This window comes from Xanthobacter wiegelii, assembly GCF_043193855.2.
Lineage (GTDB): Bacteria > Pseudomonadota > Alphaproteobacteria > Rhizobiales > Xanthobacteraceae > Xanthobacter > Xanthobacter flavus_A.
This window is the reverse complement of the sequence record NZ_CM195529.1, coordinates 5,026,267-5,044,346: the sequence shown is the minus strand read 5'-3', so window position 1 is coordinate 5,044,346 and position 18,080 is coordinate 5,026,267. Positions and strand designations below refer to the sequence as shown.

20 protein-coding genes are annotated in these 18,080 nt (G+C 64.9%); 15 read left to right on the top strand and 5 right to left on the bottom strand.

Annotated features, from left to right (window positions below):
* The first annotated feature begins 289 nt into the window (after positions 1 to 289).
* The 10 genes from nifH (at position 290) to V5F63_RS23530 (ending at position 10,048) form a co-directional block, all read left to right on the top strand.
* Positions 290 to 1,174 carry a nitrogenase iron protein gene (nifH, locus tag V5F63_RS23575; protein ID WP_209486269.1) on the top strand — a complete coding sequence of 295 codons (885 nt, stop codon included), beginning with the start codon at positions 290 to 292 and terminating at the stop codon, positions 1,172 to 1,174.
* An 84-nt stretch (positions 1,175 to 1,258) separates the two neighbouring features.
* A complete protein-coding gene (nifD, locus tag V5F63_RS23570; RefSeq protein ID WP_209486396.1) occupies positions 1,259 to 2,764 on the top strand; it encodes a nitrogenase molybdenum-iron protein alpha chain in 1,506 nt (501 codons plus the stop codon).
* A 98-nt stretch (positions 2,765 to 2,862) separates the two neighbouring features.
* Complete coding sequence (gene nifK / locus V5F63_RS23565; protein WP_394103057.1) at positions 2,863 to 4,422, top strand: nitrogenase molybdenum-iron protein subunit beta; 1,560 nt, start codon at positions 2,863 to 2,865, stop codon at positions 4,420 to 4,422.
* Positions 4,423 to 4,553: 131 nt separating this feature from the next.
* Entirely contained in the window at positions 4,554 to 6,449 is a 1,896-nt protein-coding gene (nifE, locus tag V5F63_RS23560; protein WP_394103058.1) for a nitrogenase iron-molybdenum cofactor biosynthesis protein NifE, read from the top strand.
* 9 nt (positions 6,450 to 6,458) lie between these two features.
* Positions 6,459 to 7,886: a nitrogenase iron-molybdenum cofactor biosynthesis protein NifN gene (nifN, locus tag V5F63_RS23555; protein ID WP_394103059.1), complete on the top strand. Its 1,428-nt coding sequence runs from the start codon at positions 6,459 to 6,461 to the stop codon at positions 7,884 to 7,886.
* Between the two features lie 40 nt (positions 7,887 to 7,926).
* Entirely contained in the window at positions 7,927 to 8,322 is a 396-nt protein-coding gene (nifX, locus tag V5F63_RS23550) for a nitrogen fixation protein NifX (protein WP_209486377.1), read from the top strand.
* A gap of 9 nt (positions 8,323 to 8,331) precedes the next feature.
* Positions 8,332 to 8,802 carry a NifX-associated nitrogen fixation protein gene (locus V5F63_RS23545; protein ID WP_209486375.1) on the top strand — a complete coding sequence of 157 codons (471 nt, stop codon included), beginning with the start codon at positions 8,332 to 8,334 and terminating at the stop codon, positions 8,800 to 8,802.
* Between the two features lie 16 nt (positions 8,803 to 8,818).
* Positions 8,819 to 9,019: a CCE_0567 family metalloprotein gene (locus V5F63_RS23540; protein WP_029555930.1), complete on the top strand. Its 201-nt coding sequence runs from the start codon at positions 8,819 to 8,821 to the stop codon at positions 9,017 to 9,019.
* Between the two features lie 22 nt (positions 9,020 to 9,041).
* Positions 9,042 to 9,338 (top strand): ferredoxin III, nif-specific, encoded by a 297-nt coding sequence (gene fdxB / locus V5F63_RS23535; protein WP_168457254.1) that lies wholly within the window; start codon positions 9,042 to 9,044, stop codon positions 9,336 to 9,338.
* A gap of 59 nt (positions 9,339 to 9,397) precedes the next feature.
* Positions 9,398 to 10,048 (top strand): nitrogen fixation protein NifQ, encoded by a 651-nt coding sequence (locus V5F63_RS23530; RefSeq protein WP_394103060.1) that lies wholly within the window; start codon positions 9,398 to 9,400, stop codon positions 10,046 to 10,048.
* A gap of 93 nt (positions 10,049 to 10,141) precedes the next feature.
* On the opposite strand, the gene V5F63_RS23525 is transcribed toward V5F63_RS23530, so the two are convergent.
* The 4 genes from V5F63_RS23525 to V5F63_RS23510 all read right to left on the bottom strand — a co-directional run bounded on the left by V5F63_RS23525 (position 10,142) and on the right by V5F63_RS23510 (position 12,216).
* Positions 10,142 to 10,459, bottom strand: a complete 318-nt coding sequence (locus V5F63_RS23525; protein WP_024281063.1) for a hypothetical protein — start codon at positions 10,457 to 10,459, stop codon at positions 10,142 to 10,144.
* A 52-nt stretch (positions 10,460 to 10,511) separates the two neighbouring features.
* Entirely contained in the window at positions 10,512 to 10,766 is a 255-nt protein-coding gene (locus V5F63_RS23520) for a hypothetical protein (RefSeq protein ID WP_394103061.1), read from the bottom strand.
* Positions 10,767 to 10,777: 11 nt separating this feature from the next.
* Positions 10,778 to 11,638, bottom strand: a complete 861-nt coding sequence (gene sseA / locus V5F63_RS23515; protein WP_394103062.1) for a 3-mercaptopyruvate sulfurtransferase — start codon at positions 11,636 to 11,638, stop codon at positions 10,778 to 10,780.
* Between the two features lie 116 nt (positions 11,639 to 11,754).
* Positions 11,755 to 12,216: a hypothetical protein gene (locus V5F63_RS23510; protein ID WP_394103063.1), complete on the bottom strand. Its 462-nt coding sequence runs from the start codon at positions 12,214 to 12,216 to the stop codon at positions 11,755 to 11,757.
* Between the two features lie 385 nt (positions 12,217 to 12,601).
* On the opposite strand from V5F63_RS23510, the gene V5F63_RS23505 reads away from it, so the two are divergent.
* Together V5F63_RS23505 and V5F63_RS23500 are read left to right on the top strand one after the other, a co-directional pair.
* A complete protein-coding gene (locus V5F63_RS23505) occupies positions 12,602 to 14,230 on the top strand; it encodes a flavin monoamine oxidase family protein (RefSeq protein ID WP_394103064.1) in 1,629 nt (542 codons plus the stop codon).
* Between the two features lie 11 nt (positions 14,231 to 14,241).
* Positions 14,242 to 14,727 (top strand): Rieske (2Fe-2S) protein, encoded by a 486-nt coding sequence (locus V5F63_RS23500; protein ID WP_209486362.1) that lies wholly within the window; start codon positions 14,242 to 14,244, stop codon positions 14,725 to 14,727.
* A 138-nt stretch (positions 14,728 to 14,865) separates the two neighbouring features.
* On the opposite strand, the gene V5F63_RS23495 is transcribed toward V5F63_RS23500, so the two are convergent.
* The gene (locus V5F63_RS23495; protein ID WP_209486360.1) at positions 14,866 to 15,453 is read right to left on the bottom strand and encodes a hypothetical protein; all 588 of its coding nucleotides are present in this window, start codon (positions 15,451 to 15,453) and stop codon (positions 14,866 to 14,868) included.
* 532 nt (positions 15,454 to 15,985) lie between these two features.
* Between V5F63_RS23495 and V5F63_RS23490 the strand changes: the two genes are divergently transcribed.
* The 3 genes from V5F63_RS23490 to nifS all read left to right on the top strand — a co-directional run bounded on the left by V5F63_RS23490 (position 15,986) and on the right by nifS (position 18,031).
* Positions 15,986 to 16,306, top strand: a complete 321-nt coding sequence (locus tag V5F63_RS23490; RefSeq protein WP_209486358.1) for a HesB/IscA family protein — start codon at positions 15,986 to 15,988, stop codon at positions 16,304 to 16,306.
* A gap of 74 nt (positions 16,307 to 16,380) precedes the next feature.
* Positions 16,381 to 16,782, top strand: coding sequence for a NifU family protein (locus V5F63_RS23485; RefSeq protein ID WP_209486356.1), 402 nt, complete (start codon positions 16,381 to 16,383; stop codon positions 16,780 to 16,782).
* Between the two features lie 49 nt (positions 16,783 to 16,831).
* A complete protein-coding gene (gene nifS / locus V5F63_RS23480; RefSeq protein WP_394103074.1) occupies positions 16,832 to 18,031 on the top strand; it encodes a cysteine desulfurase NifS in 1,200 nt (399 codons plus the stop codon).
* Positions 18,032 to 18,080: the final 49 nt, after the last annotated feature.

The following is an 18,080-nucleotide window of genomic DNA, read 5'->3' as shown; positions in this document are numbered from 1 at the left end:
CTGTTTCAAACAGCCCTAAACTGGCGTGTCGGCCGCAAAATCTCTGTGTAGGGTTTTGGACATGGTTCTGATGCCCCTATAAAGTATTGTTTTCAATAGATAATTCACCCCGAAAATCGCTGGCACACTCGTTGCTACACCTCTGTCAGGCGCCAGGCTGCTGGCTGGTGGGCTCCGGAAGGGCCCCGTCCGCATCCTCGCCTGAGTGCAACGCCCCCGGCCTGGTTGCGTCCTGCGCAGCGGCCCGGAGGGCACCGAATCCTCGTCTGTAGGTTCGAAGGAGAGCAAGATGGCTTCGCTGCGACAGATCGCGTTTTACGGCAAGGGTGGCATCGGCAAGTCCACCACGTCCCAGAACACCCTTGCGGCCCTGACCGAGCTTGGTCAGCGCATCCTCATCGTGGGTTGCGACCCGAAGGCGGACTCGACCCGCCTGATCCTGCATGCCAAGGCGCAGGACACCATCCTTTCGCTGGCCGCCAACGCGGGCTCGGTGGAAGACCTCGAGCTCGAGGACGTGATGAAGGTCGGCTACAAGGACATCCGCTGCGTGGAGTCCGGTGGTCCGGAGCCGGGCGTCGGCTGCGCCGGCCGCGGCGTGATCACCTCGATCAACTTCCTTGAGGAGAACGGCGCCTACGAGGACATCGACTACGTGTCCTACGACGTGCTGGGCGACGTGGTGTGCGGCGGTTTCGCGATGCCGATCCGCGAGAACAAGGCGCAGGAAATCTACATCGTCATGTCCGGCGAGATGATGGCCATGTATGCGGCCAACAACATCTCCAAGGGCATCCTGAAGTATGCGAACTCCGGCGGCGTGCGCCTGGGCGGCCTGGTGTGCAACGAGCGCCAGACCGACAAGGAATATGAGCTGGCGGAGTCGCTGGCGAAGAAGCTCGGCACCACGCTGATCTACTTCGTTCCGCGCGACAACATCGTGCAGCACGCCGAGCTGCGCCGCATGACGGTGATCGAGTATGCGCCCGATTCCGCGCAGGCCCAGCACTACCGCAACCTCGCGACCAAGGTGCATGGCAACTCGGGCAACGGCATCATCCCGACCCCGATCACCATGGACGAGCTCGAAGACCTGCTCATGGAGCACGGCATCATGAAGGCCGTGGACGAGAGCATCGTCGGCAAGACCGCCGCCGAACTCGCCGTCGGCTGACGCCCCGCGTCGCATGACCCGAGGCCGGCCTCAATTGCGGGGCCGGCCTGCCAAACGGCAACCCAACGAGAGCGAGATTGCGAAATGAGCTTGGCCCAACCGCAAAGCGTTGCTGAAATCAAGGCGCGGAACAAGGAACTCGTCGCGGAAGTCCTCAAGGTTTATCCCGAGAAGACCGCGAAGCGCCGCGCGAAGCACCTCAACGTCCACGAGTCCGGCAAGTCCGACTGCGGCGTGAAGTCGAACATCAAGTCCATCCCGGGCGTGATGACGATCCGCGGCTGCGCCTACGCCGGCTCCAAGGGCGTGGTGTGGGGTCCCATCAAGGACATGATCCACATCTCCCACGGCCCGGTGGGCTGCGGCCAGTACAGCTGGGCCGCCCGCCGCAACTACTACATCGGCACGACCGGCATCGACACCTTCGTGACGATGCAGTTCACCTCCGACTTCCAGGAAAAGGACATCGTCTTCGGCGGAGACAAGAAGCTCGCGAAGATCATGGACGAAATCCAGGAACTGTTTCCGCTCAACAACGGCATCACCGTCCAGTCCGAGTGCCCGATCGGCCTCATCGGCGACGACATCGAAGCCGTGTCCAAGTCCAAGTCCAAGGAATACGACGGCAAGACCATCGTTCCGGTCCGCTGCGAAGGTTTCCGCGGCGTGTCGCAGTCTCTCGGCCACCACATCGCCAACGACGCGGTGCGGGACTGGGTGTTCGACAAGCTGGATCCGAACAAGCCGGCCCCGTTCGAGCAGTCGCCGTATGACGTCGCCATCATCGGCGACTACAACATCGGCGGCGACGCCTGGTCGTCCCGTATCCTCCTTGAGGAGATGGGGCTGCGCGTGATCGCCCAGTGGTCGGGCGACGGCTCGCTCGCCGAGCTCGAGAACACCCCCCGGGCGAAGCTGAACGTGCTGCACTGCTACCGTTCCATGAACTACATCTCCCGCCACATGGAAGAGAAGTTCGGGATCCCGTGGTGCGAGTACAACTTCTTCGGTCCCTCCAAGATCGCGGAGTCGCTGCGTAAGATCGCTGCTTACTTCGACGACAAGATCAAGGAAGGCGCCGAGCGCGTCATCGCCAAGTACGCGCCCCTCATGGACGCGGTGATCGCCAAGTACCGTCCGCGCCTCGAGGGCAAGACCGTCATGCTGTACGTGGGCGGCCTGCGTCCCCGTCACGTGATCGGCGCCTACGAAGATCTCGGCATGGAAGTGGTGGGCACGGGTTATGAGTTCGGCCACAACGACGACTATCAGCGCACTGCCCAGCACTACGTCAAGGATGGCACGCTGATCTATGACGACGTGACCGGCTACGAGTTCGAGAAGTTTGTCGAGAAGGTCCAGCCGGACCTGGTCGGCTCGGGCATCAAGGAAAAGTACGTCTTCCAGAAGATGGGCGTGCCGTTCCGCCAGATGCACTCCTGGGACTACTCGGGCCCCTACCACGGTTACGATGGCTTCGCCATCTTCGCCCGCGACATGGACATGGCCATCAATTCCCCCGTCTGGAAGATGACCAAGGCTCCGTGGAAGCAGGCTCCCGGCCAGGCTGGGCTGCTCGCCGCCGAGTGAGGCGGGTTTTCGAGCGCCTGAACCAGACGCCCCTCCCTTCACGGGGAGGGGCACCCGGGACGGGCTCCCATATTTGACCCACATATTAGGGGTTCGAGATGCCACAGAATGCAGATAACGTGCTCGATCACTTCGAGCTGTTCCGCGGTCCCGAGTACCAGCAGATGCTGGCCAACAAGAAGAAGATGTTTGAGAACCCCCGCGATCCCGCCGAAGTCGAGCGCATTCGCGAGTGGGCCAAAACTCCCGAGTACAAGGAAAAGAACTTCGCCCGCGAGGCCCTGACGGTGAACCCGGCCAAGGCCTGCCAGCCGCTCGGCGCGGTGTTCGTGGCGGTCGGCTTCGAGCACACGATCCCGTTCGTGCATGGCTCGCAGGGCTGCGTTGCCTACTATCGCTCGCACCTGTCCCGTCACTTCAAGGAGCCCAGCTCCTGCGTGTCGTCGTCCATGACGGAAGATGCGGCGGTGTTCGGCGGCCTCAACAACATGATTGACGGCCTCGCCAACACCTACAGCATGTACAAGCCCAAGATGATCGCCGTCTCCACCACCTGCATGGCGGAAGTGATCGGCGACGACCTCAACGCCTTCATCAAGACGGCGAAGGAAAAGGGCTCGGTCCCGCAGGAATACGACGTTCCCTTCGCTCACACTCCGGCCTTCGTCGGCAGCCATGTCACCGGCTACGACAATGCCATCAAGGGCGTGCTGGAGCACTTCTGGGACGGCAAGGCCGGCACCGCCCCCAAGCTGGTTCGCGAGCCGAACGAGAAGATCAACTTCATCGGCGGCTTCGACGGCTACACCGTCGGCAACCTGCGTGAAGTCAAGCGCATCTTCGGCCTGATGGGCGTGGACTACACCATCCTCGGCGACAATTCGGAAGTCTTCGACACGCCGACCGACGGCGAGTTCCGCATGTATGACGGCGGCACCACCCTGGAGGAGGCGGCCAACGCCGTCCACGCCAAGGCCACCATCTCCATGCAGGAATACTGCACCGAGAAGACCCTGCCGTTCATCGCCAACCACGGCCAGGAAGTCGTCGCCTTCAACCACCCCGTGGGCGTGAAGGGTACCGACGAGTTCCTGATGGCGATCTCGCGGATCTCCGGCAAGGAAATCCCCGAGGAACTCGCCAAGGAGCGCGGCCGCCTGGTTGACGCCATCGCCGACTCGAACGCCCATATCCACGGCAAGAAGTTCGCCATCTACGGCGATCCCGACCTCTGCCTGGGCCTCGCCGCCTTCCTGCTGGAGCTCGGCGCCGAGCCCACCCACGTGCTTGCCACCAACGGCAATCAGAAGTGGGCGGACAAGGTCCAGAAGCTGTTCGATAGCTCGCCGTTCGGCCAGAACTGCAACGTCTATCCCGGCCGCGACCTCTGGCACATGCGTTCCCTGCTCTTCACCGAGCCGGTGGACTTCCTGATCGGCAACACCTACGGCAAGTATCTCGAGCGCGACACGGGCACTCCGCTGATCCGTATCGGCTTCCCGGTGTTCGACCGTCACCACCACCACCGCCGTCCGGTGTGGGGCTATCAGGGCGGCATGAACGTTCTGATCACCATCCTCGACAAGATCTTCGACACCATCGATCAGAACACGATCGTACCTGCGAAGACCGACTATTCGTTCGACATCATCCGTTGATCGCATAGGTGAAATGATCGATCCGGCCCGGGGCCCCGCCCGGGCCGGCTCGACAGGGAGAGTGAAGTCCGCCCCGATGTGATGTTCGCGCCCGCGATCTTTGCACAGCCCGTCCGCCGAAGGAGAGATCCATGAGCTCGGTTTCCGCCACGATCCAGCAAGTGTTCAACGAGCCCGGCTGCACGAAGAACCAGAACAAATCGGAGGCGGAAAAGAAGAAGGGGTGCACCAAGCAGCTCCAGCCCGGCGGCGCCGCCGGTGGGTGCGCCTTCGATGGCGCCAAGATCGCCCTACAGCCGCTGACCGATGTCGCGCACCTGGTGCATGGCCCCATTGCCTGCGAGGGCAACAGCTGGGACAACCGCGGCGCGCGCTCCTCCGGCTCGCAGATCTGGCGCACCGGCTTCACCACCGACATCAACGAAACCGACGTGGTGTTCGGTGGTGAGAAGCGCCTGTTCAAGTCCATCAAGGAAATCATCGAGAAGTACGATCCCCCGGCCGTCTTCGTCTACCAGACCTGCGTGCCCGCCATGATCGGCGACGACATCGACGCGGTCTGCAAGGCGGCGAAGGAGAAGTTCGGCAAGCCGGTGATCCCGATCAATTCGCCTGGCTTCGTGGGCCCGAAGAATCTCGGCAACAAGCTTGCCGGCGAGGCCATCCTCGACCATGTCATCGGCACCGAGGAGCCGGAATATACGACGCCGTACGACATCAACATCATCGGCGAATACAATCTCTCCGGAGAGTTGTGGCAGGTGAAGCCCCTGCTCGACGAGCTGGGCATTCGCATCCTCGCCTGCATCTCCGGCGACGGCCGCTACAAGGATGTCGCTTCCTCCCACCGCGCCAAGGCGGCGATGATGGTGTGCTCCAAGGCCATGATCAACGTGGCCCGCAAGATGGAGGAGCGCTACGACATCCCCTTCTTCGAGGGCTCCTTCTACGGCATCCAGGATTCCTCGGATTCGCTGCGTGAACTCGCCCGCATGCTTATCGAGCGCGGCGCCGATCCCGAGCTGATGGACCGCACCGAGGCGCTGATCGAGCGCGAGGAAGCGCGGGCCTGGGCGGCGATCGCGAAGTTCAAGGACCGCTTCAAGAACAAGAAGGTGTTGCTCATCACCGGCGGCGTGAAGTCCTGGTCGGTGGTCGCGGCGCTGCAGGAAGCCGGCCTCGAGCTGGTCGGCACCTCGGTCAAGAAGTCCACCAAGGAGGACAAGGAGCGCATCAAGGAGCTCATGGGGCAGGACGCCCACATGATCGACGACATGACGCCCCGCGAAATGTACAAGATGCTGAAGGACGCGAAAGCCGACATCATGCTCTCGGGCGGCCGCTCGCAGTTCATCGCGCTCAAGGCCGCCATGCCGTGGCTCGACATCAACCAGGAGCGCCACCACGCCTACATGGGCTACATCGGCATGGTGAAGCTCGTCGAGGAGATCGACAAGGCGCTCTACAATCCCATCTGGGAGCAGGTGCGCAAGCCCGCCCCGTGGGACAATCCCGAAAACAACTGGCAGAACCGCGCCATCGCCGAGATGGAGGCCGAGGCCGCCGCGCTTGCCGCCGATCCGGTCGCCGCCGAGAGGGCACGGCGCGCCAAGAAGATCTGCAACTGCAAGAGCGTGGACCTCGGCACCATCGAGGACGCCATCACGGCCCATGGCCTCACCACGGTCGAGGGCGTGAAGACGCATACCAACGCCTCCGGCGGCTGCGGCGCCTGCGCGGGGCGGATCGAGGACATCTTCGAGGCTCTCGGCGTCGCGGAGCCCCCGCCGGCTGATCCGGTGCTGGCCGAGGCCGCGCGCCGCGCCAAGAAGGTCTGCAACTGCAAGAGCGTCTCCGTCGGTACCATCGAGGATGCGGTCGCCGCCGGCGCGGCGAACCTCGCCGAGGTGACCGCCCGCACCGAGGCCGGCTCCGGCTGCGGCAAGTGCGGTGAGCGCATCGAGGACATGCTGGACGAACTCGTCGCCCCGCTCGGCACGCCGGCCGCTCTCGTGGCCGCCGAATAGGAGGGGGCGATGGCCAAGTTCGTCCAAGGCAAGAAGAGCTGTGCGGTCAATCCGCTGAAGATGAGCCAGCCCATCGGCGGCGCGCTCGCCTTCATGGGGCTCCGAGGCGCCATGCCGCTGCTGCACGGCTCGCAGGGCTGCACCTCGTTCGGCCTCGTGCTGTTCGTGCGGCACTTCAAGGAGGCGATCCCGCTCCAGACCACGGCCATGAGCGAGGTCGCCACCGTGCTCGGCGGTTATGACAATGTCGAGCAAGCCATCCTCAACATCTACAACCGCACAAAGCCTGAAATCATCGGCATCTGCTCCACCGGCGTCACCGAGACCAAGGGCGACGACGTGGACGGCTACATCAAGATGGTGCGGGACAAGTATCCGCAACTCGCGGACTTCCCGATGGTCTATGTTTCCACGCCGGATTTCAAGGATGCCTTCCAGGACGGCTGGGAAAAGACGGTCGCCAAGATCGTCGAGGTGCTGGTGAAGAAGCCCGAGCCGGATGCGCCGAAGAATCCGAAGCGCGTGAACGTGCTGCCCGGCTGCCACCTCCAGCCCGGCGATCTGGACGAGTTGCGCTGCATCCTTGAGGATTTTGGCCTTCAGCCCTCCTTCCTCCCGGACCTCGCCGGTTCTCTCGACGGCCATATCCCGGACGATTTCACGCCGACCACCATCGGCGGCATCGGTGTGGACGAGATCGCCACCATCGGCGAGGCGGCCTGGACGATCGCCATCGGCACCCAGATGAAGGCGGCCGCCGAGGCGATGCAGAAGAAGACAGGCACGCCCTACCGGCTGTTCGAGCGCCTCTGCGGGCTCGGGCCGAACGATGAATTCTTCATGTTCCTGAGCGAAATCTCGGGCCGCGAGGTGCCGCGCCGCTATCGCCGGCAGCGGGGCCAGCTGGTCGATGCGATGCTGGATGCGCATTTCCACCTCGGTGGCCGGAAGCTCGCCATTGGCGCTGAGCCGGACCTCCTGTTCGATGTCGCCTCCGCCTTGCACGAGATGGGTGCGCACGTCACGGCCGCCGTCACCACCACCCAGTCGCCGGTGTTCGAGAAGTTGCCGTGCGACGAGGTGCTGCTCGGTGATCTTGAGGATCTGGAGACGCTGGCTAAGGAGCGCGGCTGCGACCTGCTGCTCACGCACTCCCACGGACGCCAGGCGGCGGACCGGCTCAACATCCCCTTCTACCGCATCGGCATTCCCATGTTCGACCGCATCGGCTCCGGCCACAAGATGACGGTCGGCTATCGCGGCACGCGCGACCTCATGTTCACACTGGCGAACATGTGCATCGCCGACCACGAGCAGAACCACGACGCGACACCCGAGACCTGGAAAAATCCCTGGGACGACCATGGCCATGGCCATGGAGGTGCCCACTCGGGCGCGCCGGAACTCGGCCCCGCACCCAGCACCGCCCATCACTGACGTTCCCAACGACCCCGACCGCGAGAGAGGCGAGCCTGCCATGAAAGTCGCATTCGCAACCCAGGATCTCAAAAGGGTCGATGCCCATTTCGGCTGGGCGAAGAACATCGCCATCTACGAGGTGGGTCCGGAAGGCCATCACTTCATCGAGGCCATCGAGTTTGACGGCGACCTGAAGGAAGACGGCAACGAGGACAAGCTGGCGCCGAAGATCGATGCGATCAAGGACTGCACCATCCTCTATGTAGCCGCCATCGGCGGTTCCGGCGCCGCCCGCGTGGTCGCCAACAACATTCATCCCATGAAGGTCAACCAGCCCGAAGATATCTCCGATCTCATCGGCAAGCTGGAAGTCGTCCTTCAGGGCAACCCACCCCCGTGGCTGCGCAAGGTCATGTCGAAGGGCCAAGAGCGCACGTTCGATTTCGACGAGTGAGGGATAGTCATGGCCGAAGCAGCGCAAGTCATCGAGCCGTCTCAGGCCGCTGACTCCCCGTTCATCAAGCAACTCATCAAGGTCTGGCGCGCCCAGGACACCCACGGCGCGTGGGAAGGCAAGGCCGATCTCGACCTGATCGAGCCTTACATCGTCGACAAGGAGGCGCGCCGCGCGCTCCCCCTCATCGGCGATCCCGACCCAGAGACCATCTGGCGCCTGGAGCTGTTCTTCAACGCGATCTGCCTGATGATCGAGATGGAGACGCGGGTGATGATCTCGCCCATGCTCAAGATGAGCCACGAGGGCTTCGGCCGCATGGTGCTCATCGGCGGGCGGCTGATCGTCGTCAACAAGCAGCTCCGCGACGTCCACCGCTTCGGCTTCGACAACCTGGCGAAGCTCGCCGAGGAGGGCACGAAGTTTGTCCAGCAGGGCGTTGAGATGATCAACAAGTTCCCCGAAGTGGCGAAATACTGAGACCCAAGGTGCACCCATGAGCGACGTGGACGAACTCAAGGCCGAGATCAAGAAGCTGTCCGCCAAGGCGACGCAGTCCAAGATGGACCTTCACGATCTGTCGGAAGAACTCCCGATCAACTGGGAGCAGATCATGGTTGTCGCAAAGAAGGCGCACGACGCCTTCGCCGAGCTTGAGAAGAAGCGCGCGGACTTGAAGGGACTCGAGGCCGCCTAATATTTCAGAAGGCGATTTTCAGATGTCTAACGAAACCAGGGATGGTCGAGCCTGGCAGCCAGACTACCTGCTCGACATCGACAAGGACAAATGCATCGGATGCGGCCGCTGCTACAAGGTGTGCGGCCGCGACGTGATGACCCTCAAGGGCATCAATGAAGATGGCGACGTCGTTTCTCTCGATGACGACGAGGACGATGAGGTCGAGAAGAAGGTGATGGTCATGAACGATATCGGCGCTTGCATCGGTTGCGGTGCGTGCGCCCGTGTCTGCCCGGCCAATTGCCAGATCCACGGCCTGGAGAAGGCCGCCGCCTGAGGCGGATTCGCCGAGCGCGGGCCTTTTCGGCCCGCGCGTGTCCTTCAAGGAGTGCCGCCATGCGCGCCGAAGAGGTCTATGACTGGTTGATCGCGTCATCGTCCTCCTCTGGTGCGGACGCGCTCGACGTTCATGTGGCGGCCTCCATCGTCAGCCTCGCTTTCGCTGAGGCGGAGGAGGAGGGCAGGGAGCGGCTCGAGGCCCTCGGCCTCGACCGCGCGGCCTTCCTGGATGTTGCCGCCATTCTTTTTCCCACTGCGGCCCCTGTGCTTGCAGCGCAGGTTGACCCGCGGGCGATCGAGGTGACGCCCGAAGAACAGTCGGTACGCGACATCCTCGGCATCTATTCTTCCGATGCCGGCCGGCTGCAAACCCATTTCATCGCCATGATCGCGCGGCGCTGCCAGTCCCCCCACCATCTGTGGCAGGATCTCGGGCTGCGGAGCCGTGCCGAGCTGCGCGAATTGATGACGCGTCGCTTCGCGCCGCTCGCCCGCAAGAACAGCCAGGACATGAAGTGGAAGAAGTTCCTCTACCGCATGGTCTGCGGATCGGAGGGCTTCACCCTGTGCGCGGCGCCGGTGTGCTCGGACTGCGATGAATTTCATATCTGCTTCGGCGCGGAGGATGGCGAATCCCGTCTCGCGCGCAACGCCCGCGCGGCGGTCAACGCCAACCAGCCGTTCGCCCTGCCGGAGGCCGCGGAATAGTCCTGTATCATTGCCCGCCAATGTAAAAAGCCCCGGCATGCCCGGGGCTTTTTGTCTTCAACGGATCCGGTTGCGGTGCCGCTGTCGCCACCTTCACTCGATGCCTTCGCTCCGGGCCCGCCACATCATGGCGATGCGGAAGCGCTCGTTGATCGCGGCGGGGCTGGCGAGGATTTCCGCCTCGGCTTTCTTGAAGGCGGCCTCGACCGCTTCCGCCTCTTCCTTGGTGAGCGTCACCCGGCCGGCGATGTGGGTCGCCTCTGGGTGCACCTCCCAGATCTTGCGGCGGTTGGGGTGCATCTTCACCTCGGTCAGGTCGAAGGCTTCGAGCTGGCCGTCGAACAGGATTGCGAGGCCGGACACTTCGAGCTTGCGGCCGTCGGAAGTGGTCTTGATGAGCGTGGTCGCCATGTTCGTCTCCCGTCGGCTTTCGCCGGTCTGTCATCCGCGCGCGGCGTGTGCCTCAGCCTTCCGGCGATGCGAGCCAGCTGTAGCCGCCCTGATCCCAGAGCTGGGCCAGGACTTGGTCCGAACTCCAGTCCGGATACTGGACCCGGATCGTTTCATAGTCGCCGCGGAACCGTTCCGCGTCCTCTCCGGAAATGTCCGCAACGAGGCCGTCCGGCTTGAAGCGCAGGACGAAATGGGTCTGGTCGTCAGCACCGTGCAGCGTGAATTCGTCGCCGTCGCCGAGAAGCGTGAGGTCGCCGGTCGCCATGGCGTTTCCCCTCAGGCCGCCGCCGCGCTGGGCGTCTCGTCCTTCAGGCCCCATTCGGCCCACGAGCCGTCGTAGAGCGCGACGTCCGTCTTGCCGAGGAGGTAGAGGGCGAGCATGACCACGCAGGCAATGGTGCCGGAGGCACAGGTGACGACGATGGGCTTCGCGAGATCGACGCCGGCCGCGGCGAGGCGCGCTCTGATGGCGTCGGGCTGAACCAGCTCGCCACTCTCCTCGACGATCAGGTCGCCCCAGGGCAGGTTGATGGCGCCGGGGATGTGGCCCTTCTTCTTCGCCGGGAAGACATCGTCCTGGTTCCCGGTGAATTTCGCCGGCCCGCGCGCGTCGATCACCTGCTCGGTGCCGGAGGCGACGTTGGCCAGCATCTGGTCCAGCGAACGTACCAGCGTGGGGTCGAGCACGGCGGTGAAGGTCTTGGGCTCCGGCCGCACCGGAGACATGTCGGACGGGAGCTTCTCCTTCACCCACTTGCCGTAGCCGCCGTCGAGCATGGCGACGTCATGATAGCCGAAGGTGCGGAACATCCACCAAACGCGCGCGGCCGCCGCGCCGCCGCACATGCGGTCGTAGACGATCACCTTGTCGCCATCGCCGATGCCAAGCAGGCCCACTTTCTTGGCGAACTCCGCCGCGGGCGGCAGCATGTGGGGGAGGGGGCTGGACTTGTCCGCCACGGCGTCGATATCGAAATGCACCGAGCCCGGCAGATGGCGGCCGCGATACTGCGTGCGCCCGTCCATGTTGGAGCTTTCATGCAGCCAGGTGCAGTCCAGAATCTTCACGTCCGGTGCCGACAGATGGTCCGCCAGCCATTGGGTGCTCACCAGCGGTCCGGGAAGAACGGTGGACATGACGCAAGGCTCTCCTGTGGCTGAGGAATGGTCTCTGGTCGGCATTCGCGTCCGGGCAGCGCGTCCCGGGGCAGTCACGTCCCGGGGCACGGGGCCCCGGGACGAAATCAGATGGCTCAGCGCACCTTGGGCAGGCTGAAGCCGGGGCGCGGATGGGCGTCGTAATAGTCGGGACGCTCCGGCCAGCCGCCTTCCGGATTGACGGTGAACTTCACCACCTTCACCGGGGCGCCCGGCGAGCAGGAGACTTCCGCAAGCTTGATCTCGCGCGCGCCGGGACCGACAGAGAAGTCGGCGACGGTCTTGCCGTCGGCGGTCAGGGCGCGGGCGAAGCCGGGGGTGCCGACTTCAGACGCCTTCACCGCGGCATCGACGAAGTTCGGCACTTCGGAGCCGTCCTCGGAAGCGGTGCCGAAAGCCGGGGTGGCGAAGGTGAACGCCGCCAGCTTGCCACTGCGGTCCACCGCATGATCGGCGCTCACCGGCCGGGCGACGGAATAGAAAGTGAGGGTGCCGCCCGCGAGGGCTGCCTTGATGTCGTCGAGCGAGGACGACGCGAATTCGGACGCGACGAGCATTTCCAATCTCCGGGGGCAGAAACGGTCAAACGAACTGTCCCTCAACGGGATCAAGTTTCGTGCCAGCCCGCCGGCGGGTGGGCGCGATGACTTCGGCTCGTCTCGCAAAAGGGTCAAAAATCCTCGCGCCGACGCGGGTTTGCGGCCGTGGACAGGCCGGAAGACGGCCGATTGGCCGGAGGTAAATGTGGGCGCCATGTCGGAAATCCGTCGCACCACGCGGGAAATGCGACGCTGGCGAGGTGTGCGATCCCACAGGGCGAGGGCCAAAGCCGTCCGCGCCCGCCGCCGCAGGGCGTTGGAAATGCCCGCAAGGCCATATTTCCCGGAACTGTGCGCGAATCTTGCAAGGGCTCCAATCAGCAAGATTCGCGAGGACTGTTCCATGCTGGATACGGCGATCATCGGCGGAGGGCTCTGCGGCCTCGCGCTGGCGCGGCAGTTCAAGATGCAGGGCCGCAGCTTCACTGTATTCGAGGCGCGCCCGCGGCTCGGCGGACGCATCCTGTCGGCCGTGGCCGCCAGCAATGGCGCGGCGTTCGATCTCGGCCCCACCTGGTTCTGGCCCGAGACCCAGCCACTGATCGCCGCCTTCGTCGCCGAACTCGGCCTCGTAGCCTTTTCACAGCATGACGAAGGCACCGTGCTGCACCTGACCGAGGCCGACAAGCAGCCGCAGGCCTTCGCCCAGGAGGTTCACGGCGGCGCGCAGCGCGTGGCTGGCGGCATGGCCCGCCTGGTATCGGTCCTGGCCGAAGGGATCGGCGAGGAGCGCCTGCGCCTCAACCACGTGCTCCACAGTGTGGAGGACAAGGGCGACCACGTGGTCCTCACCTTCCGCGTGGACGACGCCTTCATCATCGTCGAGGCCCGCCATGCGGTGCTGGCCCTGCCGCCCCGCCTCGTCGCCGAGACGGTGCGCTTCATTCCCGAGCTTGACCACGCTACCTTCGACGCGATGGGTGCCGCGCCCACCTGGATGGCCCAGCAGGCGAAGGTGGTGATGGCCTATCCCTCAGCCTTCTGGCGGCTCGCGGGCCAGTCGGGCAACGCCTTCGTTACTCATGAGCAGGCGGTGGTGGGCGAGATTTTCGACGCCTGCGACGTCACCGGCGCGAAGGCGGCGCTGGGCGGCTTCCTGAGTTTCCCTCCCGACCTGCGCGAAGCCTTCGCCGATGGCCTGACCATGTTGATGGACAGCCAGATGGCGCAGGTTTTCGGCTCGGCTGCGGACGGCGGCGAGCAGCTCTATCAGGACTGGGCGTCGGAAGCCTTCACCTGTTCGGCTCGCGACAAGGCGGAGCCGCGCGGCGAGCATGTCGCCTTCTCCAATCCCCTGCTGCGGCGGCCACTGTGGGACGGGCGGCTGCATCTCGGCGGTTCGGAGACGGCGACGCAGGGCGCCGGCTATCTCGAGGGTGCGCTGGAGGCCGCGCGCCGCATTGACCGCGCCCTGTCCCGCGCGCGGGCGGAGGAGACGGGGATCACCATTCCCGAGGGCTTGCCGGTGAATGGCGCCAGCATCGCGCGGTTCGCCAATTGGGTGGCCGGCCAGAACGATGCGGCATTCGAGGCCTATCGCATCCGCCTCAACCGCGCGCTCGCCAGCCAGGATCGCGAACAGCTTACCCAGCGGGCCATGCTGGGGGCCATCGAAGACATCTACGAGCGCGCGGCCGATCTGATCGAGACCCTGCCCTTCGACATGACCGACGTGCCGGTGGAGAAGGGCCGCTCTGCGCTGATGAGCGACGTGCAACTGCCGTTCCGCGATTTCATCCAGACGCTGCTGGATGATGTTGTCGCGTTCAACCGCACGTCCTGTGCGCTTTCCAACTTTCCCGGCGAGCATCACCTCTCGCGCGACTATGTGCAGACCATCCTGCGCGACGTCGCCGCCGCCTGGCGCGACTTCTGCCTCGCCGCCAACCGTCGCCTGCTCGCCAAGGCCGAAGCCGGCACCCCCCTTCCCCCCGGTGCCGCCAGCGGCCCGGTCCTGACGCGCGCATCGTGAACGAGGATCAGATGGAACCGACCGTCATCGACAACGAGGCCCCCCAGGATGCCATCCCGAACGACGCGGCCACCGTCGCCTACGTCATCTGCTCCATGAGCGACATCCCCAGCCAGAGGGCGCGGGGTTTCGAACTGATGCAGGTGGCGGAGGACGGTACCGAACAGCCGTTCAAGATCGTCGTGGTGCGCTGGGGCCGGCAGGTGTTCGGCTATATCAACCGCTGCCCGCACGACCAGGTGCAGCTGGACTGGGAGCGCAACCAGTTCCTCGACCCGAACGGCATCCGCCTGATGTGCGGAAAGCACGGCGCCCTGTTCGAGCTCGGCACCGGCGTGTGCCTCGAAGGGCCGTGCAAGGGCAAAAGCCTCATCCCGGTCGCGCTCACCGTGCTCGACAACGACATCTGCGTGACCGGCGTGACGCTGGCCGAGGAGGTCGATGACGACGATGAGGACGAAATCACCTCCTGTTCGGACGAGGGCGGCGGCGTCTGAACGGCGCCTCGGATCGAGATAAAAATGGCCGGGTTCTGCCCGGCCATTTTCTTTCGTCCTCAGTCGTCGCAATCCGCTGCCGGAACCGTCCCGCGCGTCCTGCCCCCTACGGCAGGCGGCGCGCGGGGACAGGCCCGCTCAGACCGGGCGGTTTTCGTTGCGGTTCTTCACCGGCTCCATGAGGGACACGCCCTTTTCATATGAGATGATCTCGTAGTCTTCGTGCCACGCCGCGGCGGCGTCCAGCACCACATCGGTCTTGCCGCCGGTGTCCATCTTCTTGATGTCGTTCTTGTCGATGGAAAGAAGGTCGGTCATCTCCTTCCACACGGTGCTCTCGTCGCAGGGCAGGACGTAGAAGGTCTTGCCGTTGTGGGTGACGCGGTACTTCGCCAGCAGGTCGATATTGTTGCAGAAGAGGAAATACTTTCCGTCGGGTGCCAGCGCGTCGCCGAGCACGTCCACCACGTCGGAGAGGAAAGCGAAATTCTGCAGGTAGCCGGCCATCACCGGGATGGTGGACTTGCCTTCCTCGGCGAAGGTCAGCACCTGCTCCATGGTGTATTCCGGCGGGCGCTTCTCGTCGGCCACCTGCTGCTGGAACTTCAGCGCAATGTCGCCACGGAAATCGAAGCGGCCCGGCTTGGTGGGCTGCTTGAGCACGGCATTCAGGAGTCGCCCCTCTTTATCCAGCCGGCCCAGGGGGGTGTTCTCGATCGCGGTCATCAAAAAGGTCTCCGGTTCAGCTCACGACTGTTCAGACGGGTCTTGGTTCAACACGGGCGCGAGCCGCGCTCACTGCGGACGGGATCGTCCGGGAGAGAGTGCCGCCCTCCGCCGAATGCGGTTCGGCGGGCCGCCCGCGCAGGGGCAGGCGCTGCGCTTCATGCAAGGCCTTTGCCGCTTTGCGCCACGCCCGCGCCGAAAGCGCGCCGTCGCGACAATTCGCCGTTTGCCGCCCCTCTCCGCTCTTCACCGCGCGCCCTTGCTGGCTTCCGCCATGCCGCGCGAAGCCAGCAAAGGCGCGGGCGCACGGGAGTGGGGATGGGATCGGCGGGTCGCGGGGCTCGCCTGTCGGCGCCATCGCGCCCGGGGGCGTCGCCGACCGGCGCGGCCGCCGGTGGCGTGTCCGAAACCGGACACGCGTCGCAAAGGCAACAGCTTCGATCCCGAAAATCGAAAGAAATCAGTTCGTTGCTGTCTGGCATGAGGATTGCTGATGTCTTGCCAGACCAGTCTCTCAAGCGAAGGTCGAGCAATGATCAATTTGACCGACAGCGCGCTTCATGCGGTCCGCGACGCGATCCATGATGCCGACCAGCCCATCAGCGGCCTGCGCATCATGGTCGAGACCGGCGGCTGCGCGGGCTACCAGTACAAGATGGGCCTCGTCAGCGACGCCGAGCCCGACGACACCGTTGTGGAGCGCGAGGGCGTGCGCGTCTTCGTCGACAACAAGAGCCACGAACTGCTCGCCGGCACCACCATCGATTTCGTGGTGGCCCTGGAGGGTTCGGGCTTCACCTTCGAAAATCCGAACGCCACCTCCAGCTGCTCCTGCGGCAAGTCCTTCGGCTAGTCCTTCGGCTGACCGCCATCCGCGCGCCGTCCCCTGCCGGGCGGTGGAACAGAGAACACACAGAGGATATTGCGATGTTGGCCGAGACCGAAGCGCCCGCCCCGCTGAGCCGTGAAGCCCGCCGCGAGGCGATCATCCGCGAGGTGATCGAGGAGATCCGCCCCAACCTCATCCGCGACGGCGGAGATTGCGAGCTGGTGGAGATCGACGGCACCAAGGTCATGGTGAAGATGACCGGCGCCTGCGTGTTCTGCAAACTGGCCAGCGAGACCATCGAGGGCATCCAGTCCAAGATCGTGGAGCGGCTCGGCGAGTTGATCCGGCTGATCCCGGTCGCCGGCGCGCAGAACAAGCCGCTGGTGAGCCTGAAAGGCCCCACCCCAGCGCTCTCCGCAGCGCCCAAGCCTGCCGCGCCGAAGCCTGCCGCAGCGGCTCCGGCGGTTCCCGCCCCGGCGACGCCGTCTCCCATCCGCTGACGGCTGCCCACACAGCAAGACGCCGCAGCCGAACCGAGGGGTGAGCGCCGTGCGCCCGGTCTATCTCGACAACAACGCGACGACGCGCACCGACCCCGCCGTCGTCGCGGCGATGCTACCGTTCTTCTCGGAGCATTTCGGCAATGCCTCGTCCACCCATGCGTTCGGTGAGCATGTGGGCGAGGCGCTGAAAAAGGCCCGCAAGCAGTTGCAGGCCCTCCTCGGCGCCCAGTTCGACCACGAGATCGTCTACACCTCCGGCGGGACGGAATCCGACAACGCCGCCGTCCTCTCCGCACTGGAGACGCAGGAGGGGCGGGACGAGATCGTGACCACCACGGTAGAGCACCCGGCGGTGCTCACTCTCGTCGCGCATCTCGAGAAGACGCGCGGCATCAAGGCTCACCTCATCGGCGTGGACGGCCAGGGCCGGCTCGACCTCGACGCTTTTGCAGCGGCGCTGTCGCCGAAGACGGCGCTGGTGTCGGTGATGTGGGCGAACAACGAGACGGGCACGCTGTTTCCGGTCGCGGACCTCGCGCGGGAGGCTCATGCTGTGGGCGCCCTGTTCCACACGGATGCGGTGCAGGCGGTGGGCAAGGTTGCGATTGATCTCAAGTCCACCGAGATCGACATGCTGTCGCTCTCCGGACACAAGTTGCACGGCCCCAAGGGTATCGGCGCGCTCTATGTGCGCAAGGGCGTGAAGTTCCGCCCGCTGGTGCGCGGCGGACACCAGGAGCGCGGGCGGCGGGGCGGCACCGAGAACGTGCCCGGCATCATCGGCCTTGGCGCTGCGGCCGAGCTTGCCCTCGGCCATATGGAGGAGGAGCGCACCCGCGTGAGGGCGCTGCGCGACCGGCTGGAGCAGGGCATCCTGCAGCAGGTCAGCCACACCCTCCTCAACGGTGACGGCGACAACCGCCTGCCCAACACCGCCAATGTCGCGTTCGAGTATCTCGACGGCGAGGCGGTGCTGCACAATCTCAACAAGGCCGGCGTCGCGGCCTCCACCGGCTCGGCCTGCACGTCGGGCTCCACCGAGCCCTCCCATGTGCTGCGCGCCATGAACCTGCCGGCGAGCGCGCTACATGGGGCGCTGCGCCTGTCCCTGTCGCGCGAGAACACGGCCGAGGACGTGGACCGCGTGCTGGAGGTCCTGCCCGACATCGTGGCCCGCCTGCGCGCCATGTCGCCGGCCTGGGCGGCGGCCACGGGCGGTGCGTCCGCCCTCGCCGATCATGTCTGACCTTGGCCGCGCTTACGCCCGGCGCGCGGCGCCAAACCCTTTCGTGCTC

What these genes read in the sequence shown, in the direction of transcription:
- nifH (WP_209486269.1), top strand. Translation starts at nt 290, where the DNA reads ATGGCTTCGCTGCGACAGATCGCGTTTTACGGCAAGGGTGGCATCGGC.
- nifD (WP_209486396.1), top strand. Translation starts at nt 1,259, where the DNA reads ATGAGCTTGGCCCAACCGCAAAGCGTTGCTGAAATCAAGGCGCGGAAC.
- nifK (WP_394103057.1), top strand. Translation starts at nt 2,863, where the DNA reads ATGCCACAGAATGCAGATAACGTGCTCGATCACTTCGAGCTGTTCCGC.
- nifE (WP_394103058.1), top strand. Translation starts at nt 4,554, where the DNA reads ATGAGCTCGGTTTCCGCCACGATCCAGCAAGTGTTCAACGAGCCCGGC.
- nifN (WP_394103059.1), top strand. Translation starts at nt 6,459, where the DNA reads ATGGCCAAGTTCGTCCAAGGCAAGAAGAGCTGTGCGGTCAATCCGCTG.
- nifX (WP_209486377.1), top strand. Translation starts at nt 7,927, where the DNA reads ATGAAAGTCGCATTCGCAACCCAGGATCTCAAAAGGGTCGATGCCCAT.
- V5F63_RS23545 (WP_209486375.1), top strand. Translation starts at nt 8,332, where the DNA reads ATGGCCGAAGCAGCGCAAGTCATCGAGCCGTCTCAGGCCGCTGACTCC.
- V5F63_RS23540 (WP_029555930.1), top strand. Translation starts at nt 8,819, where the DNA reads ATGAGCGACGTGGACGAACTCAAGGCCGAGATCAAGAAGCTGTCCGCC.
- fdxB (WP_168457254.1), top strand. Translation starts at nt 9,042, where the DNA reads ATGTCTAACGAAACCAGGGATGGTCGAGCCTGGCAGCCAGACTACCTG.
- V5F63_RS23530 (WP_394103060.1), top strand. Translation starts at nt 9,398, where the DNA reads ATGCGCGCCGAAGAGGTCTATGACTGGTTGATCGCGTCATCGTCCTCC.
- V5F63_RS23525 (WP_024281063.1), bottom strand. Translation starts at nt 10,459, where the DNA reads ATGGCGACCACGCTCATCAAGACCACTTCCGACGGCCGCAAGCTCGAA.
- V5F63_RS23520 (WP_394103061.1), bottom strand. Translation starts at nt 10,766, where the DNA reads ATGGCGACCGGCGACCTCACGCTTCTCGGCGACGGCGACGAATTCACG.
- sseA (WP_394103062.1), bottom strand. Translation starts at nt 11,638, where the DNA reads ATGTCCACCGTTCTTCCCGGACCGCTGGTGAGCACCCAATGGCTGGCG.
- V5F63_RS23510 (WP_394103063.1), bottom strand. Translation starts at nt 12,216, where the DNA reads ATGCTCGTCGCGTCCGAATTCGCGTCGTCCTCGCTCGACGACATCAAG.
- V5F63_RS23505 (WP_394103064.1), top strand. Translation starts at nt 12,602, where the DNA reads ATGCTGGATACGGCGATCATCGGCGGAGGGCTCTGCGGCCTCGCGCTG.
- V5F63_RS23500 (WP_209486362.1), top strand. Translation starts at nt 14,242, where the DNA reads ATGGAACCGACCGTCATCGACAACGAGGCCCCCCAGGATGCCATCCCG.
- V5F63_RS23495 (WP_209486360.1), bottom strand. Translation starts at nt 15,453, where the DNA reads ATGACCGCGATCGAGAACACCCCCCTGGGCCGGCTGGATAAAGAGGGG.
- V5F63_RS23490 (WP_209486358.1), top strand. Translation starts at nt 15,986, where the DNA reads ATGATCAATTTGACCGACAGCGCGCTTCATGCGGTCCGCGACGCGATC.
- V5F63_RS23485 (WP_209486356.1), top strand. Translation starts at nt 16,381, where the DNA reads ATGTTGGCCGAGACCGAAGCGCCCGCCCCGCTGAGCCGTGAAGCCCGC.